Genomic DNA, 19,165 nt, shown 5'->3' with positions numbered 1-19,165 from the left:
TGCTACGTTGGTTGGGAGCTGGTATCGGGCCAGCCCACATCTCCCCAACTCGCTCAGGAGTTTTCAAAATGTTTGCTACCTTCCGCACCATCGCATCCCGTGCCCGTCGTGAAGAAAACGGCGCTACCGCCGTCGAATACGGCATCATGGTTGCGCTCATCGCCGTTGTCATCATCGTTGCTGTGACGCTGCTCGGCGGGAACCTCGTCGAGACCTTCAACAGCTCAGCCTGTGCCGTCAAGGGCGGCACCTGGACGTCCTCTGCACCAGCTTCGGGTTCGACCCCGGCCGTTGTTGGCAGCTGCTCGAAGTAGTCCGGCTCACAGCGGGTACCCGGGTGGGTGGGTCGGTGGCCCCACCCACCCGTTCCTCTTTTCCACTTTCGATGAGAAGGCAGATCCACATGCGCGGGACATCAGAACGGGGTGCAGTAGCGGTCGAGTTCGCACTGCTCGCACCCATCCTGATCCTCCTGGTTCTGGGGATCATGGAATTCGGACGGGCCTACAACGCGCAGGTCTCGCTCACGAACGCTGCCCGCGAAGGCGTGCGCGTGATGTCCATCGCGAATGATCAGTCGGCAGCAAGGACCGCGGCGAAAAACGCCGCTGTAACCCTGAATCCCAAGCTGGCAGATGCGAACTTCACCTTCAGTGCCACCAGCTGCACGTCCGGCGCGCAGATGTCCGTAACCGTCAAATACACACTCAGCACCCTCACGGGAATCGCAGGACCGTTCCCGATGCAAGGAGTAGGGGTGATGGTATGTGGCGGCTAAATGGCAATGACGACGGCGAACGCGGAGCCGTCGCGGTCCTCATAGCTCTGATTCTGGTTGCGTTGCTTGGCTTTGCCGCCCTGGCTGTGGATGCTGGAATGCTCTACTCGGAAAAGGCGCAGGCGCAGAACGGATCCGATGCCGCGGCCCTGGCCGTGGCGGAGAAATGCGCCGCCAATCTCAGCGACCCGAATTGCTCCACTACGTCCCAAATCGCCAAGGACATGGCCAATAAGAATGCCATAGACGGCCTTGGAAACATCAACTCGGTAAACCTTGATCTGACTAATCGGAAGGTAACCGTGTCCGCCGGCTCCCAGCAAGCGGGCGGCGCTCCAAATGCTGTTTCGCTCGTCTTCGGCCGGGTCCTGGGCATGAATTCGGCGGATGTTGTGACGTCGTCGACTGTTCAGTGGGGCAGTCCTCGTGCTGGAACAACTCCATTTCCGCTGGCCTTTTCGATCTGCCAGGTGCAGGGGTACGTTGGCGGTGTCCAGCAGCTTTTGCAGGCTCACGGAACCGGCGCCAACCCCAGCTGCAACTACGGGCCTTCAGGCGCGGCAGTAGAGGGCGGATTCGGATGGACTGTCCAGGATCCTGGCGTATGCGGTGGCACCATTGACCTGGCGCTCAGCGAAGGCGGCAGCGCCCCCGGGAACAGCGTGCCCACAAATTGTTCCACCACCCTGAACAAGTGGGCAGCCAGCATCAACGCCGGAAAAGACGTCATCGTGCTGCTTCCGGTTTTCGATGCCGTCACGGGCACAGGTACTGGAGCCATTTACCACTTGGTCTCGTTTGCAGCGTTCAAAGTGACGGGATGGAAGTTCACTGGCAACAGCAGCCTCCCGGACACCTTCCACAACGAGAGCCCCTATGTTTCTTCCTCGCTGTCCTGCACCGGAAATTGCCGGGGGATCGTGGGGAGATTCGTCAAGTACGTATCGCTGGCAGATGGCTATTCCTTGGGACCCGTGGATGCCAACGGTGTCACCGTAGTGCGCCTGACCAGCTAGCCTTTCCAATTATTAAGCACAGGAGTGTTAAGTGAAATCACGCTTATTGGCAGGATCGGCAGCAGCGCTGCTGGCGGTCATAGGGGTGATCCTCGTGTTCGCTTATGCGCAGGGCGCTGATCAACGTGCTGTCCAGAACCTTGCCCCTGTTGAGGTGTTGATGGTCAAGGCGCCGATTCCCGCCGGCACGCCGGTAGAGGCCATGAAGGCTTCCCTTGCCGCGCAGCAACTTCCGGAGTCTTCTGTCCCCGAATCGGCGCTCAAGACGTTGGGCGATTCGGCCGGCAAGGTGGCCGCCGTGGACCTGGTACCGGGCGAACCTTTGGTGGCCGAACGTCTTGTAGCTCCGGAGGCATTGAAGACTCCTGGAAACGTTGCAGTGCCTCCCGGAATGCAGGAGGTCTCGTTCCAGCTGGACCCTGTGCGAGTCGTGGGGGGACGGATAGTTCCTGGTGACCACGTCGGGATTTTCATTTCCATGGAGAGCGGTGGAATCGAGTCCAAGCCGGACAAGGAAACCACCCAGTTGTCCATTCACAAGGTGCTTGTGACCGCAGTGCAGCGTGCCCCCGAGCCAGCAGCCACGGCCCAGCCCAGCCCTGCCCCGAGTCCCGGGACCCAAGCACCGGATCCCAAGGACAGCACCCTGCCCACCGGTTCTCTCCTCTTGACCGTTGCAGTGGGCGACTCGGACGCAGCCAAGATCGTTTTCGCCGCCGAGTTCGCCAAGATCTGGCTGAGCAAGGAGCCGGTGGACGCCCAGGAGAGCGGACCCAGAATCATCCAACGGAGCGAGGTGTACAAGTGAGTCGCTTTGTCCTGATAACGCCCAGTGCTGAATTTGATCAGCGGCTACGTCAAGCCGTTGCCGGCGGCCTCCCCGGAAGCGTGCAGACCTTCTTCACCAGCGTCCTGCCCGTTGACCCGGCCGAGCTCTTCGGCGCCCTGGACCAGGGACAACTCGAGGTGCTGATCCTGGGACCGGACGTGCCGGTGGAGGAAGCGATGCGCCTGGCTACAGTCCTTAACGTTCAGGTGCCGGAGCTCAGCGTACTTCTCGTCGCTGAGCCGCAGCCGGACTTTATCCTCCAGGCGATGCGGTCCGGCATCCGCGACATCATGAGTCCGTCCGCAGACATGGCCGAGATCAGGGTCACCCTGGAGCGTGCTTGCCAGTCCTTCGCCACACGTCAGCGGACTTCGGAACCTAAGCCGGCAGGAGCACCTAAGGGACTGGTGATCGGCGTCTTTTCTCCCAAGGGAGGCGTGGGCAAGACGACCATCGCCACGAACATTGCCGTTGGGTTGGGCAAGATAGCGCCGATGAGCGTAGTGATCGTGGATCTCGATTTGCAGTTCGGTGATGTCGCCTCAGGGCTCTACCTCAATCCGGAACATACGGTTACTGACGCGGTCACGCCGTCGGCCAGCCAGGATTCTTTGGTACTCAAGGCATTTCTCACGGTCCATCCCGCGAGCATTTATGCTCTGTGCGCGCCCAAAAATCCTGTTGAAGCAGATGAAATTACTCCCGAACAGGTGGGCCGGCTGCTGGAGCAACTTGCCGAAGAATTTCAGTACGTGGTGGTTGATACAGCCCCGGGCTTGCCTGAAATCGGCCTCGCGGCGTTGGAGCAGTGCACCGACGCCGTGTGGGTGTCAGCCATGGACGTGCCAAGTGTTCGGGGCCTGCGCTCCGGGTTGGACATCCTTCGCAAGCTGAATCTGCTCCCGGAAACCCGCCATGTGGTACTCAACATGGCCGATTCCAAGTCCGGGTTGTCCGTCCAGGACGTTGAATCGACCGTTGGTGCCCCCGTTGATATCAGCATCCCCCGGTCAAAAGCAGTGGCGCTCTCCACCAACCGGGGAATTCCGGTGCTGCAAGAGGGGGCGAAGGACCCAGCAATCAAGGGCTTGAACCATCTCGTTCAACGCTTCAACCCCGCATGGCGGGCTTCGTCCCAGCGAAAACTGCACAGGAGGGTGGTAGTCCAGTGAAGCTGTCCGAACGCCTGCGTGACGCCGAGGCAGAATCCGCGGCTCCAGCCACTGCGCTTGGGCAAGGACCCAAGCCGCTCTCGACGGCGAACCCCACCTTTGCGCAGGCCGCACAGCAGGCCAAACCAAACCTTCAAACGAAGGCCACGGTCGCGTCGAAACCCCACCTCTCGGCGAAATTGGCTGATCATCCGGACGTTCCGATGCCAAAGGCCCAGCAGCCGGTGGACGCCTTCGCTGCGCTGAAGCGACGCGCCGCAACCGCATTGTTTGAACGCCTGGGTGCGAGGTTCAACGACTCAACGTTGAGTGAGCAGGAACTGCGGACTGCTGCCCGCGAAGAGCTGACAAGGATCATTGATTCTGAGCAGGTGCCGCTCTCGCCCGAGGAGCGCAGCCGGCTTGTGGCGGATGTGGCCGATGATGTCCTGGGCTACGGGCCACTGCAGCGCCTGCTGGATGACCCGGAAGTTACGGAGATCATGGTCAACAGAATGGATCAGATTTACGTCGAACGGCGCGGCAAGCTGATCCTCACTGATTCGGGATTTAGCTCCGAAGACCATCTGAGAAGAGTCATCGAACGCATCGTCTCCAAGGTGGGACGCCGGATCGATGAGTCATCCCCGCTGGTCGATGCCCGGTTGGAGGACGGCTCACGCGTCAACGCTGTGATCCCGCCGCTTGCTGTTGGCGGTTCATCCCTCACAATCCGAAAATTCAGCAAAGTGCCCTTGACCATCAGGAATTTGATCGACTTTGGCACGCTAACTCCTGAAATCGCCGAACTCCTGAATGCCTGTGTCAAAGCGAAACTGAACATTATTGTTTCCGGCGGTACCGGAACCGGCAAAACCACGCTGTTGAATGTCCTGTCTTCATTCATTCCTGACGACAACCGAATTGTGACCATTGAGGACGCAGTGGAGCTGCAGATCCAGCAGCAGCACGTGGTCAGGCTTGAGAGCCGGCCCCCAAACACGGAGGGCAAGGGCGAAGTCACCATCCGGGAGCTGCTCAGGAACTCCCTCCGTATGCGCCCGGACAGGATAGTTGTTGGCGAGGTGCGCGGGGGAGAATCGCTGGACATGCTGCAAGCCATGAACACCGGGCACGACGGTTCACTCTCAACGGTGCACTCCAATTCTCCCCGGGACGCAGTGGCCAGGCTCGAAACACTGGTTCTTATGGCCGGAATGGACTTGCCACTGCGAGCAATCCGTGAACAACTCGCGTCCGCGGTTAATCTCATTATCCAAATTTCCCGTCTCCGCGATGGAACGCGCCGCATCACCCATGTGACTGAGGTTCAAGGCATGGAAGGGGACATTGTCACCCTCCAGGACGCGTTTGTTTTCGACTACTCGGCCGGCGTCGACGCTCACGGTATGTTTCTGGGCCGACCAGTTTCTACGGGTATCCGTCCGCGGTTCATCGATCGCTTCACGGACCTGGGCATTCATGTTTCTCCCGAGCTTTTTGCGGCTCCACTGACTTCGACGCCGAGGACGTGAGCGCGCCATGATTCTCTTCGTCGGGCTGGCCCTCATGCTGTCAGCCATCGTGCTGTTCGGGGTCGCTGTTATTTTGCCAAAGACCCCCGACGTTCCGCTGGACCGGCGGAGGCCCTACCAGGTGCTTCCCGGTTCCCATCTGACCCGATTCACAGGGTCAACAACTGACGCACTTCATCGTGTGCTGACGCAGCGCAACGTTCGGCTTTTCAACCGCGAACAACTCGATGACGCGGGTGTGCGAATGAGCCAAGCGGACTTCGTCGTCCTGGTGATCGCATGCGCAGTGGTGGGAGCCCTGATCGGGTTGATTGTCGGCGGCATTCTCGTCGCGATTCTCCTCAGCATTTTGGCACCCTTCGTGGCCCGGCTGGTTCTGAAGTTCCGGGCGGGCAAAAGGCGTGACAAGTTCGATGATCAGCTTGGCGACACACTTCAGCTTCTTTCCGGCGGCCTAAGGGCTGGCCACAGCATCCTGCGCGCCATCGACGCCGCTGCCACGGAATCAGTCAGCCCCACATCCGAAGAAATGCGCAGGGTCATTACCGAGACAAGTCTGGGACGGGACCTGCAAGCTTCCCTGAACGATACGGCGGAGAGAATGCGGAACGAGGATTTCGTGTGGATAGCCCAAGCAATCCAGATCAACCGCGAGGTGGGTGGGAACCTCGCAGATGTGCTGGACCAGGTCAACGACACCATTCGCGAACGCAGTGAAATCAAAGGGCACATTAAATCCCTGGCCGCAGAAGGAAAGTTTTCGGCCTACATTTTGATGGCCCTCCCGGTGGGAATCGTGTTCATGCTCATGATCGTCAACCCCGGCTATATGAACGTGATGTTCACCAATCCGCTGGGCTGGGTGATGATCGGAGGTTCCGTCATCTTGATGACCATCGGTGGTCTGTGGATGCGCAAGATCATCGACTTGAAATTTTGAGGTGAACCTTGCACCCTTTCCTGCTCTTGTCCTTGTTGCTCGTTCCGTTGCCGAGCGCCTATTTCGCGTGGTCCCTCCTTTCAACTGACCGGAGGACCCCGCGGGCAGTCCGTGAGCTCCTGTCGCGGGGTCAAATCGCGATTGAAGTGGAGCAGCAGAGCAGGAGCGGGGCTTTGGAACGCCTGGGCTACAGGCTTACCCCTGGAAGTTACGTCCAGAAGCTGGACAGGCTACTGGCTTTGGCCGGCCGTCCAACCTCGCTCCCGCTGGGACGTGTCCTGGCCGCCAAGCCTGCGCTTGGGCTTCTGGGTGCGATTTTTGGTGTGTTCATCACCAGCACCAGCCAGAGTGGACTCATCAAGCTTGTGGGGATCTTTGTGGTCCTGCTGGGATATTTCATTCCGGACCTGATGCTTTACAGCAAAGGTCAGGAGCGGCAAAAGAAGATCCAGTTGGAACTCGCCAACACCATGGACCAAATGCTCATCTCCGTGGAAGCCGGCCTCGGCTTCGAAGGAGCCATGGCCCGCGCCGGAGAAAACGGCAAGGGACCGCTGGCGGAAGAACTTGTCAGGACACTCCAGGACATGCAGGTTGGCAGGAGCCGCCGCGAGTCCTATCTCGCGTTGGCCCAACGGACCAATATTCCTGAGCTTCGAAGCTTCGTGCAGGCGGTTATCCAGGCCGACACGTACGGGATTGCCATTAGCCGCGTGTTGAGAGTTCAAGCGAAGGTCATGAGGGTTAAGCGCCGGCAACGCGCCGAGGAGAAAGCCATGAAGCTTCCGGTAACAATTCTCTTTCCCCTGCTATTCTTCATCTTTCCGGTCCTGTTTATTGCCATCCTGGGACCAGCGGTCATCAATACCATAACAACCCTCAGTGGTGGATGACGCGTACCCAATTTGCGTAGGCAAAAGAAAACTCAAGAAATCAGGAGGCGCTGAGGATTTGCTCAAGATCAGCACAAGATCGGTTTAGATCTGAGTTCAGGAAGTAGCATCGAGATATGTTCAGTTCAGATTTCAGCGAGGTCGACGAGCGTGGGGACTCCGACCGTACCGGACAGACGAAGGGCTCCACGTGGATGCCCGTCGCGTCCGGACGGCCGATACTGGACCTCGCGGAATTCCAACTCTTGGAAGATCAGGTGGGTGATCCGCGCATAGCGCGCATTTTTGCAAGCGACTTCGCGAGGCTCTGGCCAACACGGTACGAAAACCTCGCGGCCGCCGTCGAACGTGGTGACGAAGCGGCGGCACTGGACACCATCCTTAGCTTGAGAACATCTTCAGCGATGGTGGGAGGCATTCGCCTTTCGGTTCTCGCAGCCATTCTTGAACAACACATTCTGAACGGTGAATTACGCAATGCCCAGACTCTCCTTGATGAGATTGCCGAGTGTGGTCAGCGCACTGTCAAGGAGCTCAGGGAAAGCTACGTACTGAGGAATGAAAGCCCGGAACCGGATCCCATCTCCTAATCCGGCCTTTTCGGGGCGAGTCGATAACCGACTCCCCGGATCGTCTGCAGAAACCGGGGAGACTGTGAGTCTTCGTGCAGCTTTCGGCGAAGATTTCCAATGTGGGTTTCAACAGCCCGTTCGTCGGCCTCGCTGATATAAGCATCGTCGTCGTAATAGTCCCCACGGGCAGCTCGAACCAAGTCGGCCCTCGTCCGAACTTCGTCCGGGTTGCGGAGCAAATCCAGCAGCAGATCGAATTCGCTCCTGGTCAAGGTCAGGGGAGAACCATCCAGGGCCACTGCCCGGGATTTGTAATTCAAAGACAATCCATTGTGTTCAAGGACCGGATCATTGCGTCCATTCGAACGGACCAAGCCGGATTCGCCGGCATCCTCGGGTAAGGACAACCCAACGCCCACACGGGGCCGCCGCATCATCGCTGTGACCCTTGCCCTTAGCTCGCGTGGCAGGAATGGTTTCTTTACATAGTCGTCGGCACCCGTCAGGAAGGCCGTCAGGGTATCCGGTTCGTCGCGGCGTGCAGTGAGCATGACAACATACGCATCACTGAATTGCCGGATTCGCCGCAAAACCTCATGGCCATCCATGTCTGGAAGCCCGACGTCCAGTGTCACCGCCACGGCTTGATGATGTCGGACAACTTCGACGCCTTCGCGTCCAGTGGCGGCGGAATGGACCACAAAACCCGCCTCTTTTAGGATGGCGCCCACCAAGTTCCGGACGTCTTCGTCATCCTCAATGACTACAGCAACCCCAGGCTCGCTCATTGATTCCCTCGAGTCGGCGCACATCCCCGCAAGCCCAGCGCAAAGCGGGAAGCGTCACCCAATACGTACGATACAAGCATTCATGTTTTATAGCACCTAATATGTGCAATATGTGCCGTCCCAACGTTCCGGTTTTACTCTCCGCCCCCTGCTCTTCCCGGAATCGGCGCGAAACGATATTTGGTCCGTGTCCCCCAAACGAAGGATTCTGCCTTGACTGAGCAGCCTTTGCTTCGCACAGCCGCCCGCATCTTTAGAAAACTGACGCCCAGAGCCCGGGTAGCCGTCTGTGAATTGCCTTTGACTCTGGTAGTCGGAGGATTGTTCGTCTCTGCCCCCGCCCTTTGGCCGAGTCTCATGCAGAACGGGTTGTTTGTCATCGGAATCCTCATGCATGGGATCCTTTTCCTGAGTTGCTTCCTAGTTCCATGGGAACGTCTGGCGCCGGGCGCCAGCCTGGCCATCCCGGTCCTGGATCTGGTTGCCCTCGCATTCACGCGAAGTGGTGCCTATGGCTCGCTGCCAGGCCTCGTGGTTCTGGCACTTTTTCCCGTGATTTGGTTATCCGCCTCAGGTCTGCGAACCAGGTCAAGCCTTGTCATCAGCATTCTGGGCCCCCTCGTGATTGCCCTCCCGCCTTTCATTTCGCACTTGCCAAAGCCTCCCTCCTCCGACATGTTCTCGGTTATCGTCTTGCCCTTGGTGATGTTTGCTGTTGCGGTCACCATTCGGCTCTCGGGCTCGAATGCCAGAATCCAGCAACAGCGTGTCAGGCAGCGTGACCAAGCTTTGCGGCAATTGCTCGCGGCGAGCAGGGATCGCGAAATGCTGCTTGCGACGATCCTGGACACAATCGACGTCGGAATTGTCGCCGTCGATTCCAAGGGCCAGACGCTTTTGACCAACAACCAGCAAAAAGAATTCTATCGCGTGGCAGTTCCGGCCCGGCCCGGTGCAACTCCTGCACGGGACGAGCTCTTGATCTTTGGTCAGGATCGACTGACCCCGCTTCCGCCCGAAAAGAGCCCCACTCAAAGGGCAGCCCAGGGAGAAACGTATTCCGATTACCTTGTGTGGTTCGGTACTGGAGCAGAACAGCGGGCCATTTCCACTGCCGCGCGCAGCATGAAATACGGCGTGGACGAAGGTTTCGGCGGTGCTGTGATCGTGTTTCGAGACGTGACCGACGTAGTCCAGGCCCTCGCGGCCAAGGACGAACTGGTTGCCAACGTTTCCCACGAATTCGGATCGCCACTCACGTCCATCCTGGGCAATCTGGACTTGGTGCTCCGCGGAGACGAGGAGCTCTCGGACAGGGCGCGGACCCGTTTGGAAGTCGCCGAACGCAACGCCGAGCGGCTCCGTGCCCTGGTGGATGATCTGCTGATGTCAGCCGCCGCAGTGGAGAGCATCCACCTTCGGCGTACGGACGTGGCCGGCCTGGTTGAGAACAGCTTGGTGTCAGCCCATGCGCAGGCTGATTTTGCCAATGTGGGTCTCGTGGCCGACGTACCTTCACCCCTCTGGGCAGATGCAGATCCACTGAGGTTGGGTCAGGCCCTGGATAACCTCGTGTCCAACGCCATCAAGTACTCCCCGGGTGGCGGACGCGTCACCGTGAGGGCTGCCCGGAACGACGGGTGGATCCAGCTGGAAGTTCAAGATACCGGCATGGGGATGACCACGGAGGAGACCTCGAAGATTTTCACGCGCTTCTTCCGGACAGGTGCCGCCCGCCAGGCTGCCATTCCGGGCGTTGGCCTGGGATTGTCCATCACCAAGTCCATCGTGGAACGGCACGGCGGCAGTATCACCTGCACCAGTAAACCCGGGAGAGGCAGCACGTTTACGGTTTCGCTGCCGGCCACGCCATCCGAGGAGAACTGAAGGCTTAAGCCCGTTCAGTGCATAAAGCCGCTACCGTCCCAGTCGCGATCGTACTTACCGCACCGCGTGCAGCGCCTGTAGCGGCCGCTGCCATCTTCTGCCGATTCCACGTGCCAGGCGTGGCTCAAGTTCAGCTTGCACATGAGCATCTTGAGCATGGCACTCTCCGTTCCTAAACACGGGCAAACCAGCGAACCGTGATTGCTTCGTGCCCCCTCAGTTTAGGCAGTCTGCCCGTTCGGCCGATAGGGCATTGGGGTTCAGGCATGCCGGTTCCGTGTCCTGGAAAGCCCTGATGTCCGGACTCGATGTCGTAGTCTGATGCGTAGTTGGGCCAGCTGCTGACGAACGGGCCATGCCGGTTACTTCCATTGGGGGAATTGATGACAAATGACACGGATGGTGCGGCTTACGGCCAGTCGGAGGTGCCGGCGGCGCCGCTGCAACAGCGGCAGCCCTTCGCACCGCCGGGAGTGCCTGCGGGCTCGTCTCCGTATGGGTCGTCGCAGCCTTTTGGAGCACCCGCTGCTGCTCCAGTGCCACACCATTACCAGCAGCCGCCCTTCCAGCAGGCTCCTTTCCAGCAGCCGCCCTTCCAGCAGGCTCCTTTCCAGCAGCCGCCTTTTCCGTACCAGCCCTACTACCAGCAGCCGCCCTTCCAGCAGGCTCCTTTCCAGCAGCCGCCTTTTCCGTACCAGCCCTACTACCAGCAGCCGCCCTTCCAACATCCCGGCTTCGGACCCCCACCTTTCCCGCAGAACCCTCCGCGGGACAATTGGTCCAGCGGTTCCACGAAGCGCATCGGTCCCTCGTTTTGGATCGTGTGCGCATTGCTTGCCCTACTTGCCGTGGCCAATGCTGTTACAGGGAATGGCGAATCGATCCTGATCTTCATCGGCCTGGCAGCGTTGCTTACCGGTCTCTATTCGCTCATTTTCAAGCGGCCCACTTGGGCTGGGCTACCCAGCAAACAGGCTGCGATAGTGGTTGCCGTCGCGGGAGCGGCCTCGCTTTTCCTCGGCGTGGTTGCTGCCGGGACTGAAGCGGCTCGTGATTCGGCCGTCGCCGCTGCTCAGCGAGCTCCGAGCACCACACAAGACAGGCCCGGAGACGGGACTATCCAAGACGGGATCATCCAGGACGGAACATGGATTGTTGGGAAGGATATCGCCCCGGGAACGTATCGAACCACGAAAGAAGTCACTGGCGCGTGCTCCTGGCAGATCACGCGCCCGGGCAGCACTGATAGCTCTGAAGGAGCTGTCACCAGCGGATTTCCCATGGTGAAACTGGTCCGCGGCCAGAGGCTGATAACGGAAGGCTGCGGAGGCTGGACGAAGCAATAGGCTCCGCCCAGCAATCGCCCTGTCCGCGGACTGCTCGACGCCAGTGCTGCTATCCGTCCGCCTCGAGCCGCTCTTTAAGCCGCCTGTGGCTCGCTGGGGCACCCCGCGCCGCGAGCTGACGTACGGCGGGCACGAGGGCCTTGCCGAAGCCGTGCCCCTCGAAATCGAGCTCAAATGTCACCCGGGACCTTGCGCCGTCGTCGAGAGGTTCGACGTCGATGCTCGCGTGAGGGCGGATCGGGCCCGCAACCCCGTGTGCGGCGAACCGGTGGGGCGGTTCCACCTCCGTGATCTCCTGGGTCATTGTGCGCTCGTTGGGTCCGATCCGGCGGGTGGTGGTGAACCGCGACCCGACCTCACTGCGGTCCGGGCCCTCGAAATGCACCTCCCGGACGTCAGCCTGCCACTCCGGGAAACGCAGCGGGTCGCTCGCATACGCAAAAACCGCATCAGGTGGTCGGTCGATTTCTATGGTGTGCGTGAGTGCTGACATGGCTCCTCCTTCTCCTCCATCGTCTCTCAGCTCACGCGAATCCGACCCGGTGAATAAACGCTGATATCAGCCGCGCTTTTTCGCAGCCATCTCTTTTGGCCCGGGTAGCGCCTTCGTGGTGCGCCACGTGTCCAAGGCAATGACCGCGGCCAGAATGATGAGTGACAAAGAGACGGAAGCGACGACGTCCGTCAGCCAGTGGTAGCCGAGGTAAAGCCTGCTGATGGCTTGGGTAACAATTCCTGCGACGGCGGCGCTGAAGCCGGCAATGACCGCACCTATCCTGCGGCGGCGCGAAAACACAAGGAATGCCCCCACAAGAAGGAAGTCGGAGGCGCCGAGTACGTGGCCCGACGGAAAAGAGTAGGTGCTGTCAGCGCCGAGCACCATGAGATCCATGGGCGGTCGTGGCCGCTCGACCAAACGCGTAATGACTTGGGCGAGGAGCACGCCGGTTAGCATTGCCCCGGCAAGCAAGAGAGGTCGCCAGAGCTTTCGCGCCCTTATTATCCAGATCCCGGTCACGGCGGCCACGATGATGGGCATCACTATGGGGCCAAAAATGGTGGCGAGGACAGCCATGACCGTTGTCGCCGCCGGTGAGCGTTGGCTCACGAACCACGAGCTGACCGTGGCATCCACCGTGGCCAAATCTATTTTTTGCTTTACTTCGGCGAGGATGAGGAAGAAGGATCCTGCGCCGACCAGCGCGAGGACAACCGCGATGATAAAGAGGACCTTCTGACTCCGCGGTGCAACGAATCGTTCCGGGATGGTGAGCTTATCGTGAAGCACTCCGGAGGTATCTCCAGGGTCTCCGGGGGCGTTCGACGGCGGTCTGTCCGGTGAGGGCATAACAAAGGATATCCGTTGCAGCGGGCAACGGACGGTCTGGCTGGGATCCAGTCTCGCCCTTAGAGGTAATCCCCAACGTGGTCCCGTGCGATTTCCAACAGCGTTGTGTGGAACGCAACCTCGGCCGGGGCGTAGACCTTGTCCTGGCGTTGGGCGAGGAGTACCCGGCGCAGCGGGGCAGCAGCGCCGAGGCTCAGCACCCGGACATCCGGGTGCTGGAGTGCGACGGCGGTTTTGGGCACCATGGCCACGCCCATTCCCACGCTGACCATGGCCTGCGCTTCCTGGTAGTCGTTGGCCAGGAATCCGATGGTCGGCTCGAAGCCGGCTTCGTTGGCCGATCGCCGGAGCACTTCCACCACAGGATGGGCATCCGCACGAACGATCCAGGATTCCTTTTTCAGATCCTCCATCTTTACTTCGTCGAGGTCGGCGAGGTGGTGTCCTTTGGCCACGAGGATGACTGTGCTTTCCTGGAAGACTTCGGTTGTCCGGATGGCGTCGTCATGGAAGCGATTCCATGGGTAGTCCCAGAGCAAACAAAGGCCGGTCTCCCCGGATTCGAGGTCTGATACCAGTTCCTCAAAGCGCGCGCTTCGGACTGAGAGGCTGATGGCCGGGTATCGCTTCTTGAACGCTCGGATCACCAGCGGCAGGAACGATCCTGCGAGGGTGGGAAACGTGCCCACCGTCAGGGAACCTCGGCGGAGGCCGGCGATCTGGTCGAGGTCGTTACGGGCCGCGCGCATTTGCCCCACCATCTTGCGGGCGTGCCCGGCGAGCACCTGGCCCGCTTCTGTTGGCACCACGCCACGCGAACGGCGGGTAAGAAGCGGTTGGCCTACTTCCTGTTCGAGCTTCCGTAATTGTTGGGAAACCGCGGACGGCGTGTACAGCATCAGATCGGCCGCAGCAGTGATGGACCCCTGCTCCACCACCTCAACCAGCAGAGCCAACCGCCGAATGTCGAATAATTCCTGACCGTGATCATTAAGCATCAGTTAACTCTCCTCTGATTTTGGTTCATTCTATGCAATGCAGCGTGATTTGGCCCAGCTGTTGCCCAGTAAAACAGCCAAAACGCAGAAGAAAGACAGCCTTCCAACGTTCCCTTCACAGTGAATGAAGCATCACTACATGCCCCATCAAATATCCAACATTGTCTTCATTTGTGATCCGGATCATTCTTCTAATAGGCCCCTGAAACCCAGAGCGGCATGAGGAGATGGACGGATTGCCATGAAGATTGAAGCGGAGTGGATGCGTGGAGGCACCAGCAAGTGCTGGGTCTTCGAAGGTGAACACCTGGACGAAACCCACAAGGACCTGGACTCTTTGCTGCCCCGGCTTTTTGGAAGCCCGGACCACCGCCAGATTGACGGCGTTGGAGGGTCAACCTCCACCACCAGCAAGGCCATGATTCTGCGCCGTCCCGCCGAGCCGGATGTCGACGTCGAGTTCACCTTCGCGCAGGTCGGTATCGAGGAAGCGGCCGTGGACTGGGGGAGTAACTGCGGAAACTGCTCCGCGGTTGTTGGACTCTACGCGATCGAGAAGGGCTGGGTCACGCCCAGCGGCGACAACACCCGGATCGTCACGCGCAACACCAACACCGGCCAGATCATCATCCAGCGCGTTGCCACCCCGGCGGGCGCTTTGCCGATCGTCCCGGATGCCGAGATGCCCGGCGTCGTATTTCCCGGCTACCGGGTGGGTCTGGGCTTCAAGGATCCAGCCGGCAAGACGACCGGGAAGTTGCTGCCCACGGGCGAACCAACGGACACGATAAGTGCCGGCGGCACGCGCTGGACAGTTTCAATGGTCGACGCCGGAGCTCCCGTTGTGATCGTCAAGGCCGAGGAACTGGGCCTTGACACCGCCCGCTTCGAAAGTTGGCAGGCGGGCGTGAAGCTGCAGCTGGACACCCTGGACCAGATCCGGCGGCAGGCCGCCGTCCGCATGGGCCTGGCCTCAACAGTTAAGGACGCTGCCCGCGCTATCCCCAAGCTTGCAATCGTCGGAGCCCCCGGCACAGGGGACAACGGCGCGGGGGACACCGGCATAGGGGATGCCGGCGATGTCAACGTCATGATGCTCTCCATGGGCAAGCCCCACCCCGCCCTGGCAATTACCGGAAGCATCGCCTTGACGCTTGCAGCAAGCACCCCAGGAACTGTCCTCAACAGCATCACGGGCAGCGAACCGCGTTCCATCCTGCGGCTTCGGACTCCTGCGGGCGTGATCGAGACCTGGAGCGAAGAGCGCGACGGGTCCCTGTTGGTCGGGGTGGACCGTACGGCACGCACCATCGCCACCACCACCCTGCATCTCCCGGAACTCCTCGGCAGCGCCGTCGAGCCTTCCTTCGTATCAGCCGCCCATTGACATTGGCTGCCCAGACAGCCCACTCAACGAGGAGTAAAGATCATGACTAAGACCGATTACCAAGCCGCCCCCACATCAGTGGATGATGTCCAGGACGCTGGTTCCAAACGTCCCAACCGCAGCCGCCGTATCCTGCTGATAACAGCAGCCGTGATTGCTGTCCTGGGTCTGGCCGCTCTGATGTTCGGGGGCGCCATTTTCAACCCGGCGGCCACCTCGGGAACGGAGCCGACCTTGACCGCTACGCAGATCATTCCCTTGGTGATCCTCGTGGTCATGTTCGTTGTCGCTACCAAGTGGCCCCTGAACATCGGTGTGATGGGGCTGGTGGCCTCGTTCGGCGTCGGGTATTTCATGCTGGGCATGACCGATAAGGAGATCCTTGCTGACTTCCCGGCAAGCATCGTCCTGACGATCATCGGCGTGACGTACTTCTTCAGCATGGCGAACCGCAATGGAACCATCGACATCATCGTGCAGAATTGCGTGCGCCTCGTCAGGGGCAAGACGATGTTGCTGCCGTGGGTTTTCTTCCTCATCGCCGCCGCGCTGACCTCGCTTGGCACGTTCTCGCCTGCCGCCGTCGCACTTCTTGCACCTGCTGCAATGGGGTTCGCCTACGAATCGCGTATCCATCCTGTCCTCATGGGTGCCTTCGTCATCAACGGTGCACATGCAGGCGGGTTCTCGCCGCTCTCGGTTGCCGGCGTCCTGGTCCACAACATCGCCCACGATAACGGCTTCCCCATTTCCCAGGGCGGACTCTTCGCGGCGAGCTTCGCCATCAACCTGCTTCTCTCGGCACTCTCCCTGGCTTTGTTCGCCGTCTTCGGAAAGCTGAAGGACGGCACGGGGGTCCCGAACGTGGATCTCGAAACTCCCCGCACCACGCGGCCTCATGGCCAGCAGATCCTGACGCTCGTGCTGATCGGTGTAATGCTCGTCTGCACGTTGGGCTTCCGGATGCCGATTGGCTTTGTTGCTCTTTCCGCCGGCCTGCTGCTGGCGCTGATCAACATCAAGGAACACCGGACCTTCATTGGTGGCGTTTCCTGGTCCACCGTCCTCCTGGTGGCCGGGATGATCACCTACGTCTCCCTGCTGCAGCACGTGGGCGTTATCGACACCCTGGCAGAGATGGCTTTGGCTCTCGGCGCACCGCTGCTGATCGCGTTGGTTCTCTGCTATGTCATCGGCGTCGGCTCAGCATTTGCCTCGTCCACGGCGCTGCTGACCGCGTTCATCCCGCTGGCCGGGCCGCTGCTGGCCTCGAGCACGTTGAGTGCATCAGGAACGGTCGCAGCTCTCGCAATCGCAGCAACCGTGGTGGATGTTTCGCCCTTCTCCACTGACGGAGCACTGATCGTGGCCAACGCCCAGGAATCAGACCGTCAGCGCGTCTACAAGCAGCTGATGATCTACGCCGGTGGAGTGGTCCTGGTGGCGCCCGCCATGGCCTGGGCCCTCCTGGTTCCGACCGGCATCCTCTAAACAGGAAGATCCTTTCTCACATGACCGCCGGCAATTCCAGGTCGGTACGCGAAGGGACCCACCCTGCATACCAACGCAACAGGTAACCCGAAAGACGGGCGCAGGACTGGATCATCTCAACGCACCAGAGGCGGGGCCACCTAACAGGGTGGCTCCGCCTCTGTCGTGTCGGCAAAGCGTACGACGGCGGTGCTGCCGCCGCCGCATGTGGGAGGGTGCGCTCTTTCGTGCAGCCCAACAGTGCTCACTGCACGACGTTCAGTACACGATTGCATGAATACAGCGACCGCTGTACTTTAACCATATGGAAACCCTCACCCACGCTCCGGTGCTGGCCCGCTTTGGCTATGCGATCTCGGACGCCACCAGGGCACGCGTACTCCTGGCCTTGGCTGACGCGCCAGCATTCCCGTCGGAACTTGCAGATTCCCTGGGTGTTTCCCGTCAGAGCATGTCCAACCACCTGACCTGCCTGCGCGGGTGCGGCTTGGTGGTCGGGGTTCCCGACGGGCGCAGGACCCGCTATGAACTTGCCGACGCACGCCTGGGCCACGCCATCAAAGATCTGATCGGCGTGGTCTTGGCTGTGGACCCCAATTGCTGCGCTCCTGATGGGACATGCGTGGCATGAGTACCGCCGTGCGGGAAGCAGCAGAACGCAGAACCGTCCTGACGCGTCGGATCAGACTTTTCGCTGCCGCCACCATCACCTACAACGTGATCGAGGCGGCAGTGGCACTATGGGCCGGCGGTGCAGCGGATTCCTCGGCTTTGATTGGTTTTGGGCTGGATTCGGTGATCGAGGTGGCCTCCGCGGTGGCATTGTCCTGGCAGTTCTCTGCCAAGGCCCCGGAACGCCGCGAGCACTTAACCCTGCGGATTATCGCGATTTCCTTCTTCGCCCTCGCGGCCTTCGTCACGTTCGATGCCATCAGGTCCCTCACCGGTGGGGGAGAGGCCCAGCACTCGACGCCGGGCATCGTGATAGCAGCCCTCAGCCTGGCGATCATGCCCGTTTTGTCGTGGGCCCAGCGCCGAGCAGGTCGTGAGCTCGGTTCCAAGACGGCAGTAGCTGACTCCAAGCAGACATTGTTGTGCACTTATCTCTCTGCTGTGCTGCTCATTGGCCTGGTCCTGAACAGCAGGCTGGGTTGGTGGTGGGCTGATGCCGGCGCAGCGTTGGTGATTGCCGCCGTCGCCGTCCGCGAAGGAATCAACGCATGGCGTGGCGACGTGTGTTGCGCCGTGCCCGCAGCGGCCGTTAGTAATGAATCCGCCGAAGCCTCGGGATGCTGCTCGGAATGCCAGACGGCAACGGATTCAGCCAAGATGGTCGTGGAATAACCAGCGCGGGCGTACGCTGGCCGCATGGAGTCCGAGGTCAGGACCGTCGCTTTGCGGACAGGGATCAACGTGCCCTGTTTTGTGCAGGGTCACCTTGATGAAGGGAACGACGACGGCGGCGCGCCCTTGGTCTTGTTGCATGCGTGGGGTGAATCCTGGCGGAGTTTTGAGCGGCTGATTGCCTCGCTTCCGCCCCTTACTCTGGTGGCGCCGGACCTACGCGGCCATGGTGGTGCTGACAAGCCTGAAGACGGGTACTCACTGACAGCCGTCGCGGAAGATGTTGTCGCCATGTTGGATGCCTTGGGTATAGAGAGGGCCCATGTGTTGGGTTCATCCAGTGGCGGATACGTGGCGCAACAACTCGCTGTGAAGCATCCGGAGCTCGTGCAATCACTGATTCTGGTGGGATCGCCGTTGAGCCTGCACGGGAAGCCATTGTTTGCGAACGAGGTGGATGCGCTCACTGATCCGATTTCGGAGGACTGGGTCCGGGAATCTCTGTCCTGGTACCGGTTGCTGCATGCAGTGCCCGCTGCGTACATCGAGGACAGGGTGCAGGACGGCTTGGCCATGCCGGCATCCGTTTGGAAGGCTTCCTTGCGCGGCTACTACGACGCTGTCCCGCCAACCGAAGCCGGAACCATCTCAGCCCCGACGCTCATCCTGTGGGGCGCACATGACCACATCGTCCCGCGGCACCATGAAGAGACCATAGTCCGCCGCATCCCCGGAGCTCAGCTGAAGATCTACGAGAAGACGGGGCACCTGGTGTTGTGGGAGTGCCCGGAACAGGTTGCTGAGGATGTTGGGGCTTTTCTGGCTGGCGTTGCGGGGTAGGGGCTTGGTAGGACCACGCTTT

20 protein-coding genes are annotated in these 19,165 nt (G+C 60.4%); 16 read left to right on the top strand and 4 right to left on the bottom strand.

Annotation, left to right across the window (positions count from 1 at the left end; translation table 11 throughout):
• Positions 1 to 68: 68 nt before the first annotated feature.
• The 9 genes from AC6I99_RS17105 to AC6I99_RS17065 all read left to right on the top strand — a co-directional run bounded on the left by AC6I99_RS17105 (position 69) and on the right by AC6I99_RS17065 (position 7,732).
• The gene (locus AC6I99_RS17105; protein WP_497961383.1) at positions 69 to 314 is read left to right on the top strand and encodes a Flp family type IVb pilin; all 246 of its coding nucleotides are present in this window, start codon (positions 69 to 71) and stop codon (positions 312 to 314) included.
• 89 nt (positions 315 to 403) lie between these two features.
• Positions 404 to 778 carry a TadE/TadG family type IV pilus assembly protein gene (locus tag AC6I99_RS17100; protein WP_224165173.1) on the top strand — a complete coding sequence of 125 codons (375 nt, stop codon included), beginning with the start codon at positions 404 to 406 and terminating at the stop codon, positions 776 to 778.
• The gene (locus tag AC6I99_RS17095) at positions 766 to 1,794 is read left to right on the top strand and encodes a Tad domain-containing protein (protein ID WP_497961381.1); all 1,029 of its coding nucleotides are present in this window, start codon (positions 766 to 768) and stop codon (positions 1,792 to 1,794) included. The genes AC6I99_RS17100 and AC6I99_RS17095 overlap by 13 nt, the downstream gene beginning before the upstream one ends.
• A 31-nt stretch (positions 1,795 to 1,825) precedes the next feature.
• Entirely contained in the window at positions 1,826 to 2,602 is a 777-nt protein-coding gene (cpaB, locus tag AC6I99_RS17090) for a Flp pilus assembly protein CpaB (RefSeq protein ID WP_497961379.1), read from the top strand.
• A complete protein-coding gene (locus tag AC6I99_RS17085) occupies positions 2,599 to 3,795 on the top strand; it encodes a CpaE/TadZ family protein (RefSeq protein ID WP_497961378.1) in 1,197 nt (398 codons plus the stop codon). The genes cpaB and AC6I99_RS17085 overlap by 4 nt, the downstream gene beginning before the upstream one ends.
• A 203-nt stretch (positions 3,796 to 3,998) precedes the next feature.
• A complete protein-coding gene (locus AC6I99_RS17080; protein WP_497961990.1) occupies positions 3,999 to 5,309 on the top strand; it encodes a TadA family conjugal transfer-associated ATPase in 1,311 nt (436 codons plus the stop codon).
• Positions 5,310 to 5,316: 7 nt separating this feature from the next.
• Positions 5,317 to 6,249 carry a type II secretion system F family protein gene (locus AC6I99_RS17075; RefSeq protein ID WP_497961377.1) on the top strand — a complete coding sequence of 311 codons (933 nt, stop codon included), beginning with the start codon at positions 5,317 to 5,319 and terminating at the stop codon, positions 6,247 to 6,249.
• A gap of 8 nt (positions 6,250 to 6,257) precedes the next feature.
• Positions 6,258 to 7,142, top strand: coding sequence for a type II secretion system F family protein (locus AC6I99_RS17070; protein ID WP_497961376.1), 885 nt, complete (start codon positions 6,258 to 6,260; stop codon positions 7,140 to 7,142).
• 116 nt (positions 7,143 to 7,258) lie between these two features.
• Positions 7,259 to 7,732, top strand: coding sequence for an Hpt domain-containing protein (locus AC6I99_RS17065; RefSeq protein WP_497961375.1), 474 nt, complete (start codon positions 7,259 to 7,261; stop codon positions 7,730 to 7,732).
• Here the strand turns inward: AC6I99_RS17065 and AC6I99_RS17060 are convergent.
• A complete protein-coding gene (locus AC6I99_RS17060; RefSeq protein ID WP_497961374.1) occupies positions 7,729 to 8,502 on the bottom strand; it encodes a response regulator transcription factor in 774 nt (257 codons plus the stop codon). The two genes, AC6I99_RS17065 and AC6I99_RS17060, sit on opposite strands and share 4 nt — an antisense overlap.
• Before the next feature lie 213 nt (positions 8,503 to 8,715).
• Here AC6I99_RS17060 and AC6I99_RS17055 point away from each other — a divergent pair, with 213 nt between their 5' ends.
• Together AC6I99_RS17055 and AC6I99_RS17050 are read left to right on the top strand one after the other, a co-directional pair.
• Positions 8,716 to 10,389: a sensor histidine kinase gene (locus tag AC6I99_RS17055; protein WP_497961373.1), complete on the top strand. Its 1,674-nt coding sequence runs from the start codon at positions 8,716 to 8,718 to the stop codon at positions 10,387 to 10,389.
• Positions 10,390 to 10,772: 383 nt separating this feature from the next.
• Positions 10,773 to 11,735 (top strand): Rv1352/Rv1906c domain-containing protein, encoded by a 963-nt coding sequence (locus AC6I99_RS17050; protein ID WP_497961372.1) that lies wholly within the window; start codon positions 10,773 to 10,775, stop codon positions 11,733 to 11,735.
• Between the two features lie 49 nt (positions 11,736 to 11,784).
• On the opposite strand, the gene AC6I99_RS17045 is transcribed toward AC6I99_RS17050, so the two are convergent.
• From AC6I99_RS17045 to AC6I99_RS17035, 3 genes are all read right to left on the bottom strand, one after another.
• A complete protein-coding gene (locus tag AC6I99_RS17045) occupies positions 11,785 to 12,228 on the bottom strand; it encodes an SRPBCC family protein (RefSeq protein WP_497961371.1) in 444 nt (147 codons plus the stop codon).
• A gap of 66 nt (positions 12,229 to 12,294) precedes the next feature.
• Positions 12,295 to 13,083, bottom strand: a complete 789-nt coding sequence (locus AC6I99_RS17040) for a phosphatase PAP2 family protein (RefSeq protein WP_497961370.1) — start codon at positions 13,081 to 13,083, stop codon at positions 12,295 to 12,297.
• A gap of 59 nt (positions 13,084 to 13,142) precedes the next feature.
• Positions 13,143 to 14,081, bottom strand: a complete 939-nt coding sequence (locus AC6I99_RS17035) for a LysR family transcriptional regulator (RefSeq protein WP_223946737.1) — start codon at positions 14,079 to 14,081, stop codon at positions 13,143 to 13,145.
• Positions 14,082 to 14,322: 241 nt separating this feature from the next.
• On the opposite strand from AC6I99_RS17035, the gene AC6I99_RS17030 reads away from it, so the two are divergent.
• The 5 genes from AC6I99_RS17030 (at position 14,323) to AC6I99_RS17010 (ending at position 19,143) form a co-directional block, all read left to right on the top strand.
• A complete protein-coding gene (locus AC6I99_RS17030; protein WP_497944567.1) occupies positions 14,323 to 15,468 on the top strand; it encodes a PrpF domain-containing protein in 1,146 nt (381 codons plus the stop codon).
• Positions 15,469 to 15,510: 42 nt separating this feature from the next.
• A complete protein-coding gene (locus AC6I99_RS17025; protein ID WP_497961369.1) occupies positions 15,511 to 16,959 on the top strand; it encodes an SLC13 family permease in 1,449 nt (482 codons plus the stop codon).
• 304 nt (positions 16,960 to 17,263) lie between these two features.
• Positions 17,264 to 17,590 (top strand): ArsR/SmtB family transcription factor, encoded by a 327-nt coding sequence (locus tag AC6I99_RS17020; protein ID WP_224088588.1) that lies wholly within the window; start codon positions 17,264 to 17,266, stop codon positions 17,588 to 17,590.
• Positions 17,587 to 18,303 carry a cation efflux transmembrane domain-containing protein gene (locus AC6I99_RS17015; protein WP_497961368.1) on the top strand — a complete coding sequence of 239 codons (717 nt, stop codon included), beginning with the start codon at positions 17,587 to 17,589 and terminating at the stop codon, positions 18,301 to 18,303. Before AC6I99_RS17020 ends, AC6I99_RS17015 begins: the two co-directional genes overlap by 4 nt.
• Positions 18,304 to 18,327: 24 nt before the next feature.
• Positions 18,328 to 19,143 (top strand): alpha/beta fold hydrolase, encoded by an 816-nt coding sequence (locus AC6I99_RS17010; protein WP_497961367.1) that lies wholly within the window; start codon positions 18,328 to 18,330, stop codon positions 19,141 to 19,143.
• The last annotated feature ends 22 nt before the right edge of the window (positions 19,144 to 19,165 follow it).

The sequence above is a fragment of the Arthrobacter sp. TmtSoilC77 genome (assembly GCF_059739415.1).
This window is presented reverse-complemented; position numbering and strand designations above follow the sequence as displayed.